Annotated in this window: 17 protein-coding genes and 2 pseudogenes; 8 read left to right on the plus strand and 11 right to left on the minus strand. The window is 68.5% G+C overall.

Going from position 1 to position 19,232, the window contains the following annotated elements; translation table 11 throughout:
• Window positions 1–17 precede the first annotated feature (17 nt).
• A pseudogene (locus OG303_RS47385) lies at window positions 18–173 on the minus strand (IS5/IS1182 family transposase); the annotation flags it as partial.
• Window positions 174–748: 575 nt separating this feature from the next.
• On the opposite strand from OG303_RS47385, the gene OG303_RS47390 reads away from it, so the two are divergent.
• The gene (locus tag OG303_RS47390) at window positions 749–1,393 is read left to right on the plus strand and encodes a dihydrofolate reductase family protein (protein ID WP_405876250.1); all 645 of its coding nucleotides are present in this window, start codon (window positions 749–751) and stop codon (window positions 1,391–1,393) included.
• A gap of 577 nt (window positions 1,394–1,970) precedes the next feature.
• Here OG303_RS47390 and OG303_RS47395 read toward each other — a convergent pair.
• Window positions 1,971–2,612, minus strand: coding sequence for a hypothetical protein (locus tag OG303_RS47395; protein ID WP_405876251.1), 642 nt, complete (start codon window positions 2,610–2,612; stop codon window positions 1,971–1,973).
• Between the two features lie 405 nt (window positions 2,613–3,017).
• Between OG303_RS47395 and OG303_RS47400 the strand changes: the two genes are divergently transcribed.
• Window positions 3,018–3,785, plus strand: coding sequence for a class I SAM-dependent methyltransferase (locus OG303_RS47400; RefSeq protein ID WP_405876252.1), 768 nt, complete (start codon window positions 3,018–3,020; stop codon window positions 3,783–3,785).
• A gap of 72 nt (window positions 3,786–3,857) precedes the next feature.
• On the opposite strand, the gene OG303_RS47405 is transcribed toward OG303_RS47400, so the two are convergent.
• A complete protein-coding gene (locus tag OG303_RS47405) occupies window positions 3,858–4,643 on the minus strand; it encodes a transglutaminase domain-containing protein (RefSeq protein WP_405876253.1) in 786 nt (261 codons plus the stop codon).
• 232 nt (window positions 4,644–4,875) lie between these two features.
• On the minus strand, window positions 4,876–5,532 hold the full coding sequence (locus OG303_RS47410) for a TetR/AcrR family transcriptional regulator (RefSeq protein WP_405876254.1): 657 nt from the start codon (window positions 5,530–5,532) through the stop codon (window positions 4,876–4,878).
• Window positions 5,533–5,685: 153 nt separating this feature from the next.
• Between OG303_RS47410 and OG303_RS47415 the strand changes: the two genes are divergently transcribed.
• Both OG303_RS47415 and OG303_RS47420 read left to right on the plus strand, forming a co-directional pair.
• Window positions 5,686–6,717: a medium chain dehydrogenase/reductase family protein gene (locus OG303_RS47415; RefSeq protein WP_405876255.1), complete on the plus strand. Its 1,032-nt coding sequence runs from the start codon at window positions 5,686–5,688 to the stop codon at window positions 6,715–6,717.
• A 109-nt stretch (window positions 6,718–6,826) separates the two neighbouring features.
• Complete coding sequence (locus OG303_RS47420) at window positions 6,827–7,477, plus strand: SRPBCC family protein (protein WP_405877832.1); 651 nt, start codon at window positions 6,827–6,829, stop codon at window positions 7,475–7,477.
• A gap of 199 nt (window positions 7,478–7,676) precedes the next feature.
• Here OG303_RS47420 and OG303_RS47425 read toward each other — a convergent pair whose 3' ends face one another.
• The 7 genes and pseudogenes from OG303_RS47425 to OG303_RS47455 all read right to left on the minus strand — a co-directional run bounded on the left by OG303_RS47425 (window position 7,677) and on the right by OG303_RS47455 (window position 11,128).
• Window positions 7,677–7,952 (minus strand): SHOCT domain-containing protein, encoded by a 276-nt coding sequence (locus OG303_RS47425; protein ID WP_405876256.1) that lies wholly within the window; start codon window positions 7,950–7,952, stop codon window positions 7,677–7,679.
• Window positions 7,953–7,993: 41 nt separating this feature from the next.
• Window positions 7,994–8,437 (minus strand): DUF6325 family protein, encoded by a 444-nt coding sequence (locus OG303_RS47430; protein WP_405876257.1) that lies wholly within the window; start codon window positions 8,435–8,437, stop codon window positions 7,994–7,996.
• Between the two features lie 154 nt (window positions 8,438–8,591).
• Window positions 8,592–8,918 (minus strand): annotated as a pseudogene (locus OG303_RS47435) (cation transporting ATPase C-terminal domain-containing protein); the annotation flags it as partial.
• A gap of 231 nt (window positions 8,919–9,149) precedes the next feature.
• Complete coding sequence (locus OG303_RS47440; protein WP_405876258.1) at window positions 9,150–9,494, minus strand: three-helix bundle dimerization domain-containing protein; 345 nt, start codon at window positions 9,492–9,494, stop codon at window positions 9,150–9,152.
• Between the two features lie 183 nt (window positions 9,495–9,677).
• Window positions 9,678–10,109 carry a hypothetical protein gene (locus OG303_RS47445; RefSeq protein WP_405876259.1) on the minus strand — a complete coding sequence of 144 codons (432 nt, stop codon included), beginning with the start codon at window positions 10,107–10,109 and terminating at the stop codon, window positions 9,678–9,680.
• A 42-nt stretch (window positions 10,110–10,151) separates the two neighbouring features.
• The gene (locus OG303_RS47450; RefSeq protein ID WP_405876260.1) at window positions 10,152–10,592 is read right to left on the minus strand and encodes an SHOCT domain-containing protein; all 441 of its coding nucleotides are present in this window, start codon (window positions 10,590–10,592) and stop codon (window positions 10,152–10,154) included.
• 143 nt (window positions 10,593–10,735) lie between these two features.
• Window positions 10,736–11,128: a hypothetical protein gene (locus OG303_RS47455; protein WP_405876261.1), complete on the minus strand. Its 393-nt coding sequence runs from the start codon at window positions 11,126–11,128 to the stop codon at window positions 10,736–10,738.
• Between the two features lie 271 nt (window positions 11,129–11,399).
• On the opposite strand from OG303_RS47455, the gene OG303_RS47460 reads away from it, so the two are divergent.
• The 4 genes from OG303_RS47460 (at window position 11,400) to OG303_RS47475 (ending at window position 19,121) form a co-directional block, all read left to right on the plus strand.
• Complete coding sequence (locus tag OG303_RS47460; RefSeq protein ID WP_405876262.1) at window positions 11,400–12,104, plus strand: DUF4389 domain-containing protein; 705 nt, start codon at window positions 11,400–11,402, stop codon at window positions 12,102–12,104.
• 704 nt (window positions 12,105–12,808) lie between these two features.
• A complete protein-coding gene (gene icmF, locus OG303_RS47465) occupies window positions 12,809–16,039 on the plus strand; it encodes a fused isobutyryl-CoA mutase/GTPase IcmF (RefSeq protein ID WP_405876263.1) in 3,231 nt (1,076 codons plus the stop codon).
• 53 nt (window positions 16,040–16,092) lie between these two features.
• Window positions 16,093–16,953, plus strand: coding sequence for a 3-hydroxybutyryl-CoA dehydrogenase (locus OG303_RS47470; RefSeq protein WP_405876264.1), 861 nt, complete (start codon window positions 16,093–16,095; stop codon window positions 16,951–16,953).
• 932 nt (window positions 16,954–17,885) lie between these two features.
• Complete coding sequence (locus OG303_RS47475) at window positions 17,886–19,121, plus strand: helix-turn-helix domain-containing protein (protein ID WP_405876265.1); 1,236 nt, start codon at window positions 17,886–17,888, stop codon at window positions 19,119–19,121.
• Window positions 19,122–19,232 lie beyond the last annotated feature (111 nt).

Raw genomic sequence — 19,232 nt, forward strand, 5'->3', positions numbered from 1 at the left:
CGCGATCCACCGGTTGCCTCAAGGAGGTCGTTGATCCAGATCATCGAGGCGCGGAGGGGGAGGCCGGCGAGGTAGCTCTCGGGCGGAGTGTCGTAACGAACCGCGACACCCCACCAGGACTTCAGCATGTCGATCAGGCGCTCGACGGTGTTCCGCTCCTTGTGGCGGTCGGCAGGAGTCGCGCTGGGCTCGGCATTCGTCGGCCATCTGGTGCAACATGCCGATGTCCGGGGGGCCTCGCCGTCACCGCGCTCCGTGCCGCGGCAGGCGACGTCACGGCTATCGCCAAGGGCCGCAGCATGAAACCCGCTGCCGATGCTCTCTGTGCGCAGCGGTTTCGCTACATGCCCTCGTACCACAGCCGTAGATCACGCCAGTGACCTGCGGTGACGCTGGACGCACGGCAGCACATGGTTTGGACGCGGTCTGTGATCTACCGTGAGTGGGAGTGCCGGTGCGGTGTCCCGGCCCGGCGTATGCAGGGCACTGTGCTGGGCGTTTCAAGATCGGTCGGCATCTGTTGTTCGAGGAATCGGAGGTGTGGGCCTGGATCAAGGCGCACGTCATACCTGCAGAACCTGCAGAACCTTCCGCCGGGCGTCGCAAGGACGCTGACCCGCGGGACGGGGTGGACGCACCGGGCGAGGCGGTGGACGAGTACGAAGCGGGGTGCCGTCGCAGCGATGAGTCTGCCGGAGCCCACGGGTCTACCTGACGACCGAGACATCCAACTCATCGGGAGTAAGGCATGGGCCTCATCCACATCGAGATGTTCGCAACCCTCGACCTCGTCGGGCAGGCGCCCGGCGGCCCCGACGAGGATCCGGTGGGGTTCCCGTTCGGCGGCTGGCAGGCGCCCCTGCTGGACGAGGTTGCCGGAGCACAGGTCGGTGCCGCGTACGAGGGCACGGACGCCCTTCTGCTCGGCCGGCGGACGTATGACATCTTCGCCGCCTACTGGCCGCACCAGGAGGGCGGCGAGGACAACGAGATCGCCACGCTCTTCAACAGAGTCCCGAAGTACGTGGCCTCCCGCGGCACACCCAACCTCTCGTGGGCCGGGTCTACGCAGCTCGGTCCGGATCTGGCCGGCGCGGTGCGCGAGATCCGTGACCGGCACGAGCACGTGAAGGTCGTCGGGAGTCTGGACCTGGTGCAGAGCCTCCTGAGAGAGAAGCTCTTCGATCGTCTCGACCTCTGGGTGCACCCGATCGTGCTCGGCGTCGGGAAGAAGGTGTTCGACGGTGGCGCGGTGCCCACGAACGTCACACTCCTCGAACCTCCGGTGGCCGGTCCGAAGGGCACCGTGTACCTGCGCTACGGGCTCGCCGATGGCACGCCCGGGACGGGGGACATGAGCGCACCCGATCGCGGAGTCGGGCGCGAGGACTGAAGCCGCATTGACGTCGCGGACACCGGAGTGCAGGGACTGCAGAGCCTTGAGACCCGCGGGGATCCGATGTCGAGCGTTTCCACCCAGCGCGGCGATTTCCGCCTCGGACGAATCGGCATCGATGGCTGCGTACGGTGCCGGGGCGCGCTCGCGCAGCCATGCTTCGATCCGCCGTCGCGCGGTGGCCACCTGCGCCACCGCCGTCGCTGCAATGCCGGGATCCGGTGCCCTGTCCTGGTCGTCGGCACCGGCGGCGGTCGGGAGTGCCGCTGCAGGGCAGTCTTCGACGGTGTTGCCGTCGATCTCCACAGCGGGCCGTCCACGCAGAACCTTCAGCACGTAACTGACTCCACTGCCCAGCTCGTTGTAGCGCTCCCGTATGTAGGTGATACGTCCACGATCGTGGACATGGAGCGACGTCTCCCAGCGATCGTCGCGCGGTCGCTGACGTGAGAGTTGGATCGTAGGCGAGGTCCTGGCGCGGCGCCCATAGGACAGAAAGCGGCCTTGTACGGAGTCGGCGGAGGCGCGGGCGCTCTCCGCGCGCACGGTGAGGTGCCGAACGGCTATGGGCTTCCTATGGTTGCGTCTCCTCCTGTTGCTGCGACTGGGTTGGGGAGGGCGGCGTGGGCTGGGGTGCGTCGGGAGCGGTGTAGTAGACGGAGCTGCCCTGCTTGCTGCGCTGGGCGTGACCCTTGGCGACGAGGTTTTCGAGAGTCGTGCGTACGACGGTGTTCTTGATGCCACGTTCGGGGTGGGTCTGGTCGACGGCGGCGGCGATCTCGGCGGTGGAGCGTGGTTCACGCTGGTCGGCGAGGTGTTGGCGGATCAGTTCGATCAGCGAGGGTTGCGCTGCTGTTGAGGCTGCGGCCGGGGCCTTCTTGGCCGGCTTGTCGGCTCGTTCCCGGCTGGGTGGGGCAGTGGTCTTCTTGGCCCGCGCCGTGGTGCTCTTTCGCCTGGCGGTCTTCTTATGGGAAGTCGGTGCGGTGGCCTGTTCGGGCGCGGCAGCATGCTCGGCGGGTTCGGGTGCGATGCCGAGTGCCTGCTGCATGTTCACCAGCACGGTGTGGTCGTGCTGCAAGGTGGCCAACTGCTGTTGCATTGCGGCGATTTCCCCGCTGACGCGCTCTTGCTCCTTGAGGTTGCTCTCGAGGTCGCTGGTGACCTGAGCGGCGTATTGCGAGGTCAGTTCCGTGGCGGTGGTCGTGTGCTCGGGCATGATGCTGACCTTTCTTCGAGGCCGCGGCCGAAACGGGGCTGCGGCGGGGCGCAGCGAGCCCGGGGAGTGGGGCCCGCGTGCGTTGTACGAGGACACGGGCCGCATCACGGCACAGGGCTCGGCGTACAGATAGTACGGGCGGGCGGAGTGGGTTGCTCCGCACAGCAGTTGCCTTTTCTCTTTCCCAACTCACTTCCCGGGCCGCGTATACGCGCGACGACCGGACAGCGGGGGATGGATTCACGGGCGCCAAGCCACTTCCCACTGTCCAGACCACAAACAGCGGCCGTGGGGTGTTCCGCGCGACGGGGCTGTTGCTTCAGGCTCTGGCTGACGATGATCAGGTGGCCGGGGCGTGTGGAAAGGGCAAGCGTCGACGACGTAGATCGTGTCAGGATGCTCCGCATGTCTGAACGTGCACTGAGTTTTGGAGTGATCGCGGAAGCCTATGAACGGTTCCGGCCGGGGTACCCCGTGGAGCTTTTCGACATGGTGATGGCGTACGCGGATCAGCCGGTTCGGACTGCCCTCGAGATTGGCGCCGGGACAGGCAAAGCAACCCGCCTGTTTGCTCAGCGGGGGGTCACCGTCACCGCGACCGAGCCTGACGGAGCCATGCTCGCCGAGCTGCGCAACCACGTGCCGGCAAGCGTCACGACGATGCAGGCAGCCTTCGAGGACTTGCGACCGGGAAAGAGATACGGGCTGGTCTACGCGGCAGCAGCACTGCATTGGACGAACCCCGAGGGCCGTTGGTCACGCGTGGCCGAGCTGTTGGAGCCGGGCGGTGTGTTCGCCTCGTTCGGCGGGCCGCTCCAGTTGGCCGACCCGGCTGTCGAGGAAGCTGTCCGCGCGGCGCGGGCACCTTTTTTGGAGAGCGACGAGATTCCGTCCCCGGACGGGACACCTCCGGAGCATGACATGCAGTGGCCCGGTACCGAACTCCAACGGTCCGAGTGGTTCACCGGTGTTCAACAGTCCGTGATCGAACGGCGCTTGACGATGAGTGCGCGCGACTACGTCGGCCAACTCTCGACCGTCTCGGCCTATCTCGTTCTGCCGACTGTGGAACGAGAGCAGGTGCTCAGCCAGATCATGCAAGTTCTGCCTGAGACGGTCGAGATGGCCGCCGACATCACGGTCCATCTCGCGCGCCGGCGCTACGAGCGGTAGCACCTCACCCATCGCTTCCCCCTGCCGACCTGAGCTACGCGGAACACCGCCACGATGGCAGCCACGAGGTCGTCAGGCGCCCGCAGAGCGACGCCCCAGGACGGGCTCGGCCAGCAGCCTCGCCGTCCTGCAGAGAGTCTGGCCATGCCGGGCGAAGAGTTCGTCGCGCGAGTCGAAGTGGCCCAGGTCCGCCAGGACATGGGCCGAGAGATCACACGGGGCGCCGGCGGCCGGGCAGAGCGTCACACCGTCCCAGTCGATCGCTGTCCTGGACAACGCCTCGAAGAGCGTCTCCGCGCCGGCATTGGTGAAGCCACCACCGTGACCGTCACTCAACTCCGCCATGCTGCCGAAGAGTTCTGAGACTGCCAGCCAGGGCGCGTTGGGATGGATGGTGGTCGACAGGCCCTCAAGGCGGAATTCCGGCCATGCCAGCAGAACCTGGTCCGGGACGATCCGGTGCAACCGGGGGAAGCGCGGATACCAGAATGTCCCGCTCACCAGCAGGCCGCGCACTCGCGTGGCCACCCCGGATGCCCGCGCCACGCACTCCAGCACGGCCAGCCGCTGGCTGCACGAGCCTCGGCGCCGGCGAAGCACCTCGGACACGGACCGCTCGTCCTGCACCGAGTACACCGGCCGCACCGTTGCCGCGATCCGCCGGTGAGCCCGGCGCAGGACCGCTACCTGGTGGGCAGGCCCCGAGCCCGCCGGCATGTCGATCTGCCGCAGCAGCGAGGCGACATGCGGATGCTGCCAGTCGAGGATCTGCGTGGGGGCTGTGCTTCCCGTCGCTGTTGCCCCGCCGGTCGTGCCGACGCGGAAACGGCCTCGAGGTGTGAGGAGCGAACTCGTCATGGCCATGGTCCTCTCGTCCAGCCATCCAGATGACCAGGGACATCCTGCCCGAGAAATTGAACGTGTTCAACTGTAAGTGGTTGTTACGTTCGGTCAGATCGGTCGGGCGCCGAACCGGACGGGTGGACGAGGCCTGGACCGGCGGCAGGTGCGCGAGTGCACCGCCGTTGACCAAGGTTGCTCGCCTCTGAGGGCGCGCTGCGGGCACGCACCAAGGCGGGGCGTGACGTGGTCAGTTCGCCGGCGCACCCGCCAAGTCGTCCAGCTCGGCGGCGAAGAGCTGCGCGGGGTCGATTCCCATACCGGTGAAGTGGCCGGCGAGTTCCAGGGACAGGATGCCGTGCAGCCGGGTCCAGAAGGTCAGCGCCCGGTGGAGGACCGCGGGCGGGGCGGGGTGACCGGCCGCCCATTCCCGGTGGCCTTCGAGGTGTGCGTCGAACGCTGTCGCCGGGCCGTCCGAGGGCAGCGCGGCACAGGCGTCGAGGAGGGTCGCCATGATCTCGACGGAGATCGCGGTGGTGTCGTCGGGCGCGTGGTAGCCGGGGATGGGCGTGCCGTAGATGAGGAAGTAACGCTGGGGGTCCTGCAGGGCCCATCCCCGCAAGGCGTGCGCCAGTGCGGTCGCATTGGCGCCGGCCTCCGCAGCCGCGCGGAAGGTGTCGGCGAGGCTTCGGTACGCGTCCCTGACGAGCTCGGTGATCAGCTCGTCGCGGCCGCCGAAGTACCGGTACAGCGCGGGTCCGCTCATGCCCATCTGCTTGGCGATCGCGTTGAGGGAGAGCGCGGACGCGCCCGCCGTGGCGATCTGTTCCCATGCGCGTTGCTTGATCTCCGTACGCACCTGGGCGCGGTAGCGCTCGCGCGGGGTCGTCGCCCTCTGTTCCGTCACTGACCTGCCACCTTTCCGCACCGCTGCGGCTCCGCTCGCACCGTCTAGTTAGAGGCTATCACTGAAGCTATTGACTATCCGAAACGTGATGCGTTACAACTTCTAACGAACGCGAACGCACGTAACTGAATCCGGAACGCAGTGGAGGTCGCCATGGACGCCGAAGAACTCGTCGAGGTCGTTCTGCCGGGCAAGGTCGAGCCCGAAGGACTTCAGATCCGGCACGCAGCCGTACCCGCCGCGGGCCCGGGCCAGATCGTGATCCGGATGGAGGCGACCGGCGTCTCCTTCGCCGAGCAGCAGATGCGGCGCGGCCGCTACTACGACCAGCCGCCCTTCCCGTTCGTGCCTGGCTACGACCTCGTGGGTACGGTGCTGGCGACCGGCGAGGGCGTCGAGCCGCGCCTGGCCGGCACTCGGGTCGCCGCGCTGGTCAAGGTCGGCGGCTGGGCCAGCCACGTGCTCGTCGACGCGGCGGACGCGGTGCCGGTGCCCGACGGCATCGGCGCGGCGGAGGCGGAGACCCTCGTCGTCAACGGCATCACCGCCTGGCAGATGCTGCACCGCAAGGCACGCGTCCGCGCGGGGCACACCGTCGTGGTGCACGGCGCGAACGGTGGCGTCGGATCGGTTCTGGTCCAGCTGGCCCAGGCCGCGGGCGCGCAGGTGATCGGCACGGCATCCGCGCGCCACCACGACGCCCTGCGGGAACAGGGAGTCGTCCCCGTCGACTACCGCACCGACGACGTCGCCGCACGGATCCGCGAACTCGCCCCCCAGGGGGTGGACGCCGTCTTCGACCACGTCGGCGGCCGCGGCATCGTCGACTCCTGGCGCCTCCTCGCCCCCGGAGGCACGCTCGTCTCGTACGGCAGCGCCTCGACCCGGGACGACGAGGGCTCCAAGCAGTGGCCCGTCCTCAAGTTGCTCGGCCGGGTGTGGCTGTGGAACGCCCTGCCCAACCGCCGCCACGCCTACTTCTTCAACGTGTGGGCCGGCCGGGCCCTGGCCAAGAACCGCTTCCGCGCCCGCCTCCGCACCGACCTCACCCAGGTCTTCGCCGCCCTCCAGCGCGGCGAGGTCACAGCCCGGATCGCCGCGCAACTGCCGCTCACCCGCGTCGCCGACGCCCTGCGGCTGGCCGAGTCGGGCACCGTCGCCGGAAAAGTCGTCCTGAACCCGTAGCAAGCACCCGAGTGGCCCGGTCCAATCACCCCAACGAAACAAGAGGAACACCATGGTCAGCACTGGCCTGCCGAACTCACATGGTCAGCAGCCCCGCCCTCACCAGGACCTGGACAGGCGTACCCTCCAGCGCCGGCTAAGCGCGGGTAAGGCCGCGGTCACGCTCGCGCTCGCTGTCGCCGCCGTTCTCGCAAGTACTATCCCGACAGCCCAGGCCGCCCCCCAACGCGGTACGTCCCAGTGCGGCGGGCGAGGCATCGATACCACCGCCCTCATCCACTACACGTCCGACATCGTGATCACGGCGCCACTGAGCACTGTCTGGAAGCTGCAGACCGACGTCGAGCGCTGGCCGTCCTGGCAACCCCCTGTCATCACCGCCGAACGTCTCGACCCCGGCCGTCTGAAGGCGGGTTCGCAGTTCCGGTGGACGACCCCCGCGCCCGCCACCCCCACGACCCCCGCCACCACACTCGCCATCACCTCCACCGTCCAGGAACTCCAGCGCCACAACTGCATCCTGTGGAGCGGACCCGCGATCGGTGAGGGGCTGCGCATCGACGAGGGCGTCCACCTGTGGACCTTCAGAAAGGTCGAAGGCGGCGTGCACGTCCACACCGAGGAAACCTGGACCGGCACCCAGGTCGAAGCGGACGTACCCACCGCGACCGCCGCCCTCGGCGCGGGCCTCGAAGCGTGGCTGCACGACCTGAAGACCACCGCCGAAGCCCACACCAGCGACCCGCCGCGCTCCCACTGACCGGCGACCACCAGGCCGTGTTCCTGCGTGGCGGCATTCAACTCCTCGTGCCGAAAGCTTGGTTGGGGCGGCCTTCTCTCGGGTGCCTCGTGGACGAAGGAGTGCCCGGCACCGGCGGGCGGACACTCGCAGAGGCCGGCTTCATGAGAGAGATGCGCGGGGTGCGGCCCGCGATCAGGCGGTTTTCACTGAGCTTCGGTCATGACTCGAGAATCCTGCGCTTCTGGTCCTCGAACTCGCTGTCGGTGAGTACGCCCTGGTCCTTGAGCTCGCCGAGCTGCTTGAGCTGTTCGATCTTGCTCGTCATGTCGGGGGCCGGGGGAGCGGTCGGCGGCTCGGCGGAGGGCGCCGGGGCCTCGGACTGCTGCTGGGCCGCCCAGCGTCCCTGCTGGCGGCGACTCACACGGTTCGACACGGCGGTCGCCGTTCCGGCGACGACGGCCGTGCGCGCGACTCCACGGAGGAGGCCTGGCATGGCGGTTTCCCTTCTGCTCGTCTGCTGCCGTCCGGCGCTGCTCAGTGAGCGGCTTCGCTGCTGTCGAGCGCGGCCAGGAGGGCAGGCACCGGGATCCGCCCGGAGGCGACCATCCTGGCGCCGCCACGACTCAGGGCGGCGGCGAAGGGCGCGGCCCAGCGGTTCTCGTAGACCAGGACGCCGGCGGAACTGCCGGGCTCCAGGGCGCGTGCGGCCTCCTCGACGTCGTCCTGGCCCAGGAGGCCGGAGGAAGCGCCTTCGAAGACGGCCAGGTCGAGTTGGCCGTCGCCGGTGAGGTCGGCGATCTCCATGCCGCTCACGGTGCCGTCCTCCTCCTTCCTGACGAACGTCAGGTCGAGGATGCGGATGAGGCCGCGGTCCACGAGATCGACCAGGAGGGGCAAGCCCTCGCCCGTCATTCGGTTGCCGGGGAACTCCACGACGAGGTAGTCGATCGGTCCCAGTTCTTCGACTTCGTCGCTCACGGCGTCACCTCTAGTGCTCGTGACCCTCCCCGTACACCCATTGCATCATCGGACCACTGCGCTCGCACGTCAGTGCGCGTGCGCGTTCACCCGCCTGGTCCGGTCGAGGCGAGCGCCGATGGCGTCGGCCATTGCGGCGCAATCCATCTGACGGTGTCAGCACGGACTCCGTCTCGCTGCGGCACTCGAACGCGGCCACGATCAGGCAGAGCGCGAAGGCGGTGAACGCGATCGACTGACCGGTCTCGACGCTGCCGAAGTGGGCCTGGCCGAGTTTGATCAGGCCGAGCAGACCGCACGTGATCGCCAGCCCGCCGAGCCCGCCGAGCCCGCCGAGCCCGACCGTGACCAGCACGGGCCGGGTGAGCACCGACTCCCCGTGCGGACGCGGCCTGCGGCTCATGAGGCCGGGGCTCTCCCGGTCGAAGCCGAGCGCGAAGCCGAAGGAGGCGTTGACCACGAAGTGGATCCACAGCACCTGCGTCGAGCGCCTGCAGGCACAGCAGCACGCCGTACCTGTCCTGGGCGGCGAGCCGTTGCTGATACTCCGCCGGCAACTCCACCCCGTTGCGCAGCAGTTCGGCCCCGCCCCGCTTCTTCAGACCGGCCTTGTCGCGAGGATCGAAGTCCCGGCCCAGACGGACCTTGGACCCCGGCTCCACCCTCAGCAGCTCGATGAAATCCGCGATGCGCTCGGCTCGCTCGTCCGGCATCACCGATCACTTCCTCCCGCCGGCGAGCCCTCGGCGGCAGCGCGGAGCACCTTCCGGGCCCGGCGTTCGACCAGGATCGGGACGTAGGCCCTGACTCTGGCCTGACGGAAGGAGTCGTACGCGGACCTGACCGTGGCCTCGATGACGGCCTCGGCGACCGACGGCCAGGTGCTCATCAGCCGCGTCACCATGTCGCGGACGGCCAGGATCTCTTCGGGTGAGGCGGGTGGGGGCGGCTCCGGCGGCCCTTCGGGATCCGCGTGCACCACGGGAGCGGGAGAGCGGTCTTCGACGTCGGCGGGACTCAACGTGCCGATCGAGGGCATCCCCTCGTCGACGGTCATGGCCGCACGTTCCGGCACGTCAGACCGTGCATGCCCGACGACTTCCATACCGAGCAACCTCACTTCGCACCGTCGTCTCCGAGTGGGTACCCAGACTCATTCTCGGGTTGTCCGGACAAGATCGCCCCCTGAAGCCGGTCCCGGGATCTCACAGGATCGTGGCCCTCGCGTACCGCCGTCCGCCTAGTCCGAAGCGCCCTCGGGGCGTTCGACGCACAGCGCCCAGATGACGAACCCGGAGAAGGCGATCATCACGACCGACCACAGCGGGTAGTACGGCAGCGAGAGGAAGTTGGCGATGATGATGAGCCCGGCGATGGCCACGCCCCCGATCCGGGCCCACAGCGCCGACTGGAACAGCCCCATGCTCACGATCACCGCGACGACTCCCAGGGCCAGATGGACCCAGCCCCAGCCGGTGAGGTCGAACTCGAAGACGTAACCGCGCGTCGAGACGAAGACGTCGTCCTCGGCGATCGCCATGATCCCCTGCAGGATGTCCAGCAGCCCGGCGACCATGAGTACGACGGCGGCGAAGACCGTCAGGCCCTCGGCCCAGTGCTGCTTGGCGGCATGCGGTTCAGGATGTGCGTGAGTGGCGTGTGATGCGGTCATGCCCTTGCCTCGATTCGCTGTCCTCGGTGTCGTGGGGTCGGCTCAGTGGCGTACCGGGGGGCCGTAGTCGCTCAGGACCAGTTCCTTGGCCCGCTGGAACTCCTCTTCCGTGATGTCGCCATGGGCCTTGATCTCCGACAGCCTCGCGAGCTCGTCCACACTGCTGGGCGGGCCGCCGGAACCCTTCGCCGTCTTCCGGATGTAGTCGTCGAACTCCTTCTGCTGATCCCGTGCCTGCCTGATCTCGCGCCGGCCCATGTGCTTCCCGCGGGCGATCACGTAGACGAACACGCCCAGGAAAGGCAGGACGAGGCAGAACACGAGCCAGCCCGCCTTGGCCCAGCCGCCGAGATCGTCGTCGCGGAAGATGTCGACGATGATCCGGAACAGCAGGACGAACCACATGACCCACAGGAAGAACACCAGCATCGTCCAGAAGGCACCCATCAGTGGATAGTCGTACGCGAGAGTCTCCCCACTCATCTCTCTCCTCCGTTCCGGGACGCGCCCGAACTCCGTCCCGCCCGAACTCCGTCCCGGGCGGATGCCCGGTCCGTGCCCTCTTCAGCGTGCACACGGCAATCAGCGCGCGCTTCACCCTCGGAGGGTGAGACCGGGCGGCTCGCTCAGCGGCGCGGGCCGCGGCCGTACGGCGGAGTGGTGACCGCCTCGTACCAGGCGCCGGCGGCGATCGCCGAGTAGAGCGCCAGGCCCGCCACGGCCACCAGGAAGACCGCGATGAGCCAGGACAGGAAGGTGAAGACCGGTCCGAGTGCGCCGAACCCCGACAGGCTGCGGTCCATGGCCGTGGGCATCACCGCCTGGGCGGCCCTGCTCAGCGTGGCCGTGCCGATCCCCGCGAGCAGCGCTCGGGCAGCGCGTCGCGCCGGCCGATCCGTCCGCCCAGCAACAGGTGCTGGCACCACAAGCCACAGCCCCACCGACGACAGCAGGGCCAGCGCCGGCCCGAGCACCGGGCCGAGGCCGAAGCCGTCCCGTAGCGGCGCCTGGATGAGCATGAGGGCGAGTCAGACGAGCAGCCACAGCAGCCGGCGCCAGACCAGCGCGCCGCGCAGCGGTTCCCGCGGCAGCCGCCGGCACCGTGCGCTGAACTGCGCGAATGATCCAGTTCCATGCCCTCCGCGCACTATGCGCTGACTTCCTCGTTTACGCGTACAGTCAAATTCGGATAAGTTCGTCGGTTTCATTGGCGGGCTGGCGCCCGTCGGGCGCGCTGCCCCGGACTTCGGCAGTCTCATCAGGCACGGCCGAATCTGGAGGCGGACGGCCATGACCGTACCGAGTTATCCCGTGCGCGTGGACGCGCGCCTGGATCCGCACTTGTCGCGTTGGCTGTGGCTGTTCAAGTGGGTCCTGGCCATTCCGCACTTCATCGTGCTGGTCTTCTTGTGGATCGCGTTCGCCGTACTGTCCGTGGTGGCGTTCTTCGCGATCCTGTTCACCGGTCGGTACCCGCGGCCGATCTTCGAGTTCAACCTCGGCGTGATGCGGTGGACCTGGCGGGTCAACTACTACTCCTACAGCGCGTTGGGCACCGACCGGTATCCGCCGTTCACCCTCGCCGAAGTCCCCGACTATCCGGCGCAGCTGCAAGTGCCGTACCCCGACCATCTGTCCCGCGGGCTGGTGCTGGTGAAGTGGTGGCTGCTGGCCATTCCGCACTATCTGATCGTCGGCGTGTTCGTGGGCGGCGGTGTCTGGCTCGCCGGGCGTTCCGAGACGCTCTACTACAGTTGGGCCGGCGGCGGCCTGATCGGGCTCCTGGTGCTGATCGCCGCGATCATTCTGGCGGTGACCGGTAGCTACCCAAGTGGCCTGTACAACCTGATTCTCGGCCTGAACCGGTGGGTGCTCCGGGTGGCCGCCTACACGTCGCTGATGACCGACGCCTACCCTCCGTTCCGCTTGGACTCCGGCGGTGACGATCCCGCCAACGCCGGGATCGCTGCGACCACCTCCGGGGGCGGGCCGTGACGTAGGTCCGGCTCGACCGGCGTATTCGACGCAGGCTGCGGTTCGGCCGGGACAGGACTTCAGCTTCGACGGCACCGCGTGTTCATGAGTGTTCTTCCGCTGAGTTCGCCGTCGGGACCGGCCGATCGTGACCTGGCCGGGCTGCTCGGCAGCACCGGCTGGGGATGGTGGGTGGCCGCCATCGGCGTGACCTTCCAGTGGCGTGCGATCGGCAAACAGGTCTGCCCTGTCACTGACACCGCGGGCATCCCTTTCACGTGCGCCCACCGCAAACCAGCCGGCCACCGCTGCCGTCGGCCGGGTCGACAGCCCGCTGGCGGCACTGTGCAGCGTGCGCCAAGGGCCGGAGTCGCGTGGCGCGGACGGGCGAGTTTCACAGCGGTGCCCATGTCGTCGTACAGAGGCGGTGTCACGCTTCTCTCAGTGGGTGGGGCAGGCGGGATCAACAACCAGCGCACACAAAGACCCCGTGCCGGCCTCGCGATCGCGTTCGCCGAGCGTCCGGAGCGCTCCCCGCGTGTGACACCTGCCCGTCTGTGCTGCCGGTCCACCAGACGTTCAAGCCGCTCGTGACCGGACTGTGAGCCAGTTCTCGCCTTCTCTGTGCCGCTGATCACATCGGCCGTCCCGATCCCCGGCAATTTACTAGGACGTCCTAGTATTTATTTCGTCAGTGCTCTTCTGACCCGTCCGGGAAGGCCCCCATGAGCGATCTGCATCGTCCCGTGCACCCCGTCCGTATGGTCACGGCTTCGGCCCTGTTCGACGGGCACGACGCGTCGATCAACATCATGCGGCGGATCTTCCAGTCCCAGGGCGCCGAGGTGATCCATCTCGGACACAACCGATCGGTACGAGAGGTCGTGGACGCCGCGCTGGAGGAGGACGCGCACGGCGTGGCCGTCTCCTCCTACCAGGGCGGACACGTCGAGTACTTCGAGTACCTGGTCGAGTCACTGCGCGCACAGGGAGCCGACCACGTGCGTGTGGTGGGCGGTGGCGGCGGCGTCATCGTGCCGGAGGAGATCGCCCGGCTGCGGGGGAGCGGGGTGACCATCTTCTCCCCGGAGGACGGGCAGCGGATGGGTCTGGCCGGGATGGTCAACTCGGTCGTGCGGGACTGCGACTTCGATCTGTGGGACAGCAAGCAGACCGACGCCGACGCCGTCCTCGCGGGTGACACGTTCGCGGTCGCGCGCGCGATCACCGGCGCCGAACTCGGCAAGCTGCCCGTGGAGTTCCTGGACCGGTTGCGGACCGCGGCCGCGGCGCGGACCATGCCGGTGCTGGGCATCACCGGCACCGGCGGCTCGGGGAAGTCGTCGCTCACCGACGAGTTGGTGCGCCGCTTCCGGGTGGACCAGCAGGACAAGCTGCGGATCGCGGTGATCGCGGTCGACCCGACCCGTCGCCGTGGCGGCGGTGCGCTGCTCGGCGACCGGATCCGGATGAACTCCCTGGACGGCAACCGGGTGTTCTTCCGCAGCCTCGCCACCCGAGGCAGCCGCGAGCTGCCGGAGCACCTGTCCGACGTGATCGACGTGGTCAAGGCCGCCGGTTTCGACCTGGTGATCGTGGAGACGCCGGGCATCGGACAGGGCGACGCGGCGATCGTGCCGTTCGTCGACACCTCGCTGTACGTGATGACGCCGGAGTTCGGCGCCGCCTCGCAGTTGGAGAAGATCGACATGCTCGACTTCGCCGACGTCGTGGCGATCAACAAGTTCGAACGGCGCGGCGCCAAGGACGCGTTGCGCGACGTGGGCCGTCAACTGGTCCGCAACCGCGAGGCGTTCGGCATGCGGCCGGAGGACATGCCGGTGTACGGCACCTCGGCGGCCACCTTCAACGACGACGGAGTCACCGCGCTCTACCAGCACTTGAGGACCGGCTTGGCCGGGAAGGGGCTGTCGCTGTCCGAGGGTGCGTTGGCACCGGTCGAGGTGCGCCACTCCTCCGGCATCCGGCAGGTGGTTCCCGCGGACCGGGTGCGCTACCTCGCCGAGATCACGGACACCGTCCGCGGCTACCACGCCGACACCGACCGCCTGGCCGAGGCGGCCCGGCGGGTGCAGCGCCTGGACCTGGTCAACGGTGAACTCGTAGCAGCGGGTTCGGATGCCGGGAACGTTCAGTCACTGCTGGACGACGCGCGCAAACAGCTCCCGCACCACATCTCCGAACAGATCGCCAACTGGCCCGCCGTCATGGCCTCCTACTCCGGCGACGAGCAGGTGGTGAAGGTCCGCGACAAGGAGATCCGCACCAAGCTGACCCGTGAATCCCTGTCCGGCAACAAGATCCCCCGCGTCGCCCTGCCCCGCTTCACCGACCACGGGGAGCTGGTGAACTTCTGGCGCCGGGACAACCTGCCCGGCCATTTCCCCTTCACCGCCGGGGTGTTCCCCTTCAAACGCGACGGCGAGGACCCGGCCCGCATGTTCGCCGGCGAGGGCGACCCGTTCCGCACCAACCGACGCTTCAAGCTGCTCTCCGAGGGACAGCCGGCCACGCGCCTGTCCACCGCCTTCGACTCCGTCACCCTCTACGGCCGCGACCCCGACGAACGTCCCGACATCTACGGCAAGATCGGCACCTCGGGCGTCTCCGTCGCCACGCTGGAGGACATGAAGGAGGTCTACGGAGGCTTCGATCTGGTCGCGCCGACGACCTCGGTCTCCATGACGATCAACGGGCCCGCGCCGACCGTCCTGGCGTTCTTCCTGAACACCGCCATCGACCAACAGGTCGAAAGGTTCCGCACCGCCGAGGGGCGCGAGCCGTCGACCGAAGAGGCGGCCGGCTTGCGTGCGCACGCTCTGGCCAGCGTGCGCGGCACGGTGCAGGCCGACATCCTCAAGGAGGACCAGGGCCAGAACACCTGCCTGTTCTCCACCGAGTTCAGCCTGCGCATGATGGCGGACATCCAGGAATGGTTCATCGCCCACAAGGTCCGCAACTTCTACTCGGTCTCGATCTCCGGCTACCACATCGCCGAAGCCGGGGCGAACCCCATCAGCCAGCTCGCCTTCACCCTCGCCAACGGCTTCACCTACGTCGAGGCCTACCTCGCCCGGGGGATGAGCATCGACGACTTCGCCCCCAACCTGTCCTTCTTCTTCTCCAACGGCATGGACCCCGAGTACTCGGTACTCGGCCGCGTCGCCCGCCGTATCTGGGCCGTGGCGATGCAGGAGAAGTACGGCGCGGGCGAGCGCAGCCAGAAGCTGAAGTACCACGTCCAGACCTCCGGACGCTCCCTGCACGCCCAGGAGATGGACTTCAACGACATCCGCACCACCCTGCAGGCGCTCATCGCGATCTACGACAACTGCAACAGCCTGCACACGAACGCCTACGACGAGGCGGTCACCACCCCCACCGAGGACTCCGTCCGCCGGGCCCTGGCCATCCAGTTGATCATCAACCGGGAGTGGGGCCTGGCCATGAACGAGAACCCCCTCCAGGGGTCGTTCATCATCGACGAACTCACCGACCTGGTCGAGGAAGCCGTCCTTCAGGAGTTCGAGCGGATCAGCGAGCGTGGCGGTGTGCTCGGTGCGATGGAGACCGGCTACCAACGCGGCCGTATCCAGGACGAGTCGATGCTGTACGAGCAGCGCAAGCACGACGGCACCCTGCCGATCATCGGCGTCAACACCTTCCGCAACCCCTACGCGGACACCGCCGAGCCCGGCGCCATCGAGCTCGCGCGGGCCACGGAGGAGGAGAAGCGGTCCCAGCTGGGTCGGGTGCGTTCCTTCCAGGACGGCCACCGCGACCCGGCCCACGCCGCCCTTGCCGCTCTCAAGGACGCGGCGGTGAGCGGCCGCAACGTCTTCGCCGTCCTCATGGACGCCGCGCGGGTCTGCTCCCTGCAGCAGATCACCGACGCCTTCTTCGAGGTCGGGGGCCAGTACCGCCGCAACGTCTGAGCCAACCACCACCGACGGCCACAGCACAGCCACCTCTTCAGATAGGACCTCAGATGGACCCCGTTACCCGTCTCGGCGTCGTCGGCTGCGGCCTCATGGGCTCCGGCATCGCCGAAGTCGCCGCCCGCAGCGGCATCGACGTCCGTGTCGCCGAAGCCACGCCCGACGCCGTCGAGGCCGGCCGGCGCCGTATCACCGGCTCCCTCGACCGGGCGGTACGGCGCGGCAAGCTCAGCGAGGACGAGCGCGATCAGGCCCTGGCCCGGCTCTCCTTCACCCATGATCTCGGTGATCTGGCCGACCGCCAGTTCGTTGTCGAGGCCGTCGCCGAGAACCGCGACATCAAGACCGACGTGCTGCGCGCCCTGGACAAGACGATCGAGGATCCGGCGGCCATCCTGGCCACCAACACTTCCTCCATCCCCATCGTCGACCTCGCCGTCGCCACCGAACGGCCCGGTCAGGTCATCGGCATGCACTTCTTCAACCCCGTGCCCGTGCAGCAACTGGTAGAGCTCATCCCCGCCCTGACCACCAGCCAGGAGACCGTGCAGCGCACCCGCGCCTTCGCCGAACAGGTGGGAAAGCAGGCCATCCAGGCGCCCGACCGCTCCGGCTTCGTCGTCAACGCCCTGCTCGTGCCCTACCTGCTCAGCGCGGTACGGATGGTGGAGTCGGGCAGCGCCCGCCCCGACGACATCGACCAGGGCATGGAGCTCGGCTGCGCCCACCCCATGGGCCCGCTGCGCCTGCTGGACCTCATCGGCCTCGATACCGCCCAGGCCGTGGCCGAGTCCATGTACGAGGAGTTCAAGGAGCCCCTGTACGCACCGCCCGCCCTCCTGCGCCGCATGGTCGCCGCAGGCCATCTCGGTCGCAAGAGCGGCCGCGGCTTCTACGCTTACGACGCCTGAACACCGCGGGACGGTGCGGGGCACTCCCGGAGCCGCTGTCTGCTGCCCTCTGTCGTACGTGTGGGCGCGCTCGACAGGGCCTGAGATCGCCGGCGTGGCCGAGTTCGGTGACCAGGGATGCGCCAGTGCGGACGTCTCTGGTTCACGGATGCCCGGGTCAAAGGTCATGTCCGCTGGGCGAGTTGGAGTCGTCATGGAGAGGAGCCGGGGCGACGGGCGGCCTTTGGTCTTCAGTGTCTGTCCGGCGGGACAGCTGATCACCTAGTTCCTGGATCATTGGTGTGCCAGTGGGGGCGGGGCGACCCGACGAACGACGGGTGGACACGGCTGGCACCGCGTCTGCCGAAGTCCGGCCGCAGAGGCTGGCGTTGGAGCGACCACCGCATGGAGATCAACGGGCCCGAGAGGGGGATACCTTCCACGCTCCGCGAGGAGTAGGGGTTCGACGAAGCGCAGCGTGATCCGTCCACTCTGGTGCTTCCCGAGGCGGTGGTGAACCGTTGTCCTTGGCCTCGCAGGGATTGCGGGCGCCCTCGCGTCGCCGGCCGTCGCGGGATCCGAAGTGAGCCGTGGGCCCTGGGAAGGGGCGACGCTCGCCGCTGACCCCGAGGTGAAGGTTGACGTCCGGTCTGAGGCAGGCCATCGACCGGTTCCCTCTGTTCGCCGATGGGGCACCTGCTCGCCGCCCAGGGCGCAGAACGAGCCACCGCGGACCCTGACCTCGTAAGCAGCCCATGGCCCGGGCCTTCGAGCCGGCCGGCTACGACAGCTTCGCCCGGCGCATCGACAGGTCCTGGGGCTGATCGCCCGCCTCCGTGAAGATGCGACCCTGGGAACGGAATGCGACCCTCCGGACGTCTCACCCAGGACTCCCGTGCTCGCGGCGGGTGTCGATCTCCCCATGAACCGAGTTTGGGCGAAAGGCGCATCCGATGACCGCACCCTCCCCGCACAGCACACCGGGCCCGTTCCCGGCCGCGTCGGTTCCGTCTGGGCTCGCCCAGCGGCTGCGGGACCAACTCCCCCTAGTGGCCGCAGAGGTGGAGGAGGAAGTGCGAAGACAGGTGCCTGAGTACGCGCAGCCCGCAGGGGCTTTGGAAGGCAGGCTGCGTACAGGTGTGGTGCAGGCTTTGACGCTCTTCGTCGATCATGTCGCCGACCCGGGAGGTCAGGGCGACGCGATCGCGTGTACCTACTACGAGTTGGGGTGGAACACGGCTCTGGCGGGCCGGAGCCTGGAGGCGTTCCAGTCCGCGCTGCGCGTCGGTGGACTGCATGCGTGGCGCCTGATGGGGCAGATCGCGGAGGAACTCGGGCTGGACTCGGCCGTCGTGTCGGCGTTGGGGGAGCTGGCCTTCCGTTCCGTTCACGAGGTGGCGGAGGCCGCCGCGGCGGGGTATGCCGAGGCCCGGCTGCGTGACGCCGACGAGTTGGAGCGCCGTCGGCTGCGGTTGCTCGATCTGCTCCTCGGTGAGAAGACCGCTCCGCCCAAGGCCGTCGAGGAACTGGCCCGCGGTGCGCGATGGGTCGTACCGGAGCAGGTTGCCGTGCTGGTGCTCGCGGGTGATTCGGGTGATTCACGCGGTTCGGGTGGTGGTGGCGCGGAGAGCGCGGAGTCACTTCCCGTGCCGGTGGGGGCCCTTGCCGACACGGATGCCCATCCGCCGCGGATGCTCCTTTCCGATCCCGACGGGTCCGGTCGCTTCGGGGACCGGGCGCTGGCCCTCGCGTTGGGCGGCCGACCGGCGGTGCTCGGGCCGACCGTGCCGCTCGGCGAGGCCGGGCAGTCGCTGCGGTGGGCGACGCGTGCCCTTCGCCTCGTGGAGCGCGGCGTTCTGCCCCGGCAAGGGCTGCTTCGGTGCGCCGATCACCTCCCGGCCCTGCTGCTGCACAGTGACGAGCAGTTGTTGGCCCACCTCGCGGCCCGCGCCCTCGCTCCGCTGGAGGCGGTGCCGGAGGCGCAGCGCGCACGGCTTCGCGAGACGCTGCTGGTCTGGTTGCTCGACGGGGGCAACGTTCCCGACACGGCCGCCCGTCTGCACGTCCACGCGCAGACGGTCCGCTACCGGCTGCGACAGCTGCAGAAACTCTTCGGCGACGACGCCCTGTGCGACCCCGGCACACGGCTGGAGCTGATACTCGCCCTCCAGGCGTCTGCCACCGGCTGACTCACTTCCGTTCAAGTGACGTGCCGGAGTTTGTGCCCGGATGACAAACGGGCACGGCACGCCCCTCTCACCTCGCCGCAAAGTACGACGACATTTCCTTTGCCTGCGCCC

Source organism: Streptomyces sp. NBC_00005 (assembly GCF_045160215.1).
Taxonomy (GTDB): Bacteria; Actinomycetota; Actinomycetes; order Streptomycetales; family Streptomycetaceae; genus Streptomyces.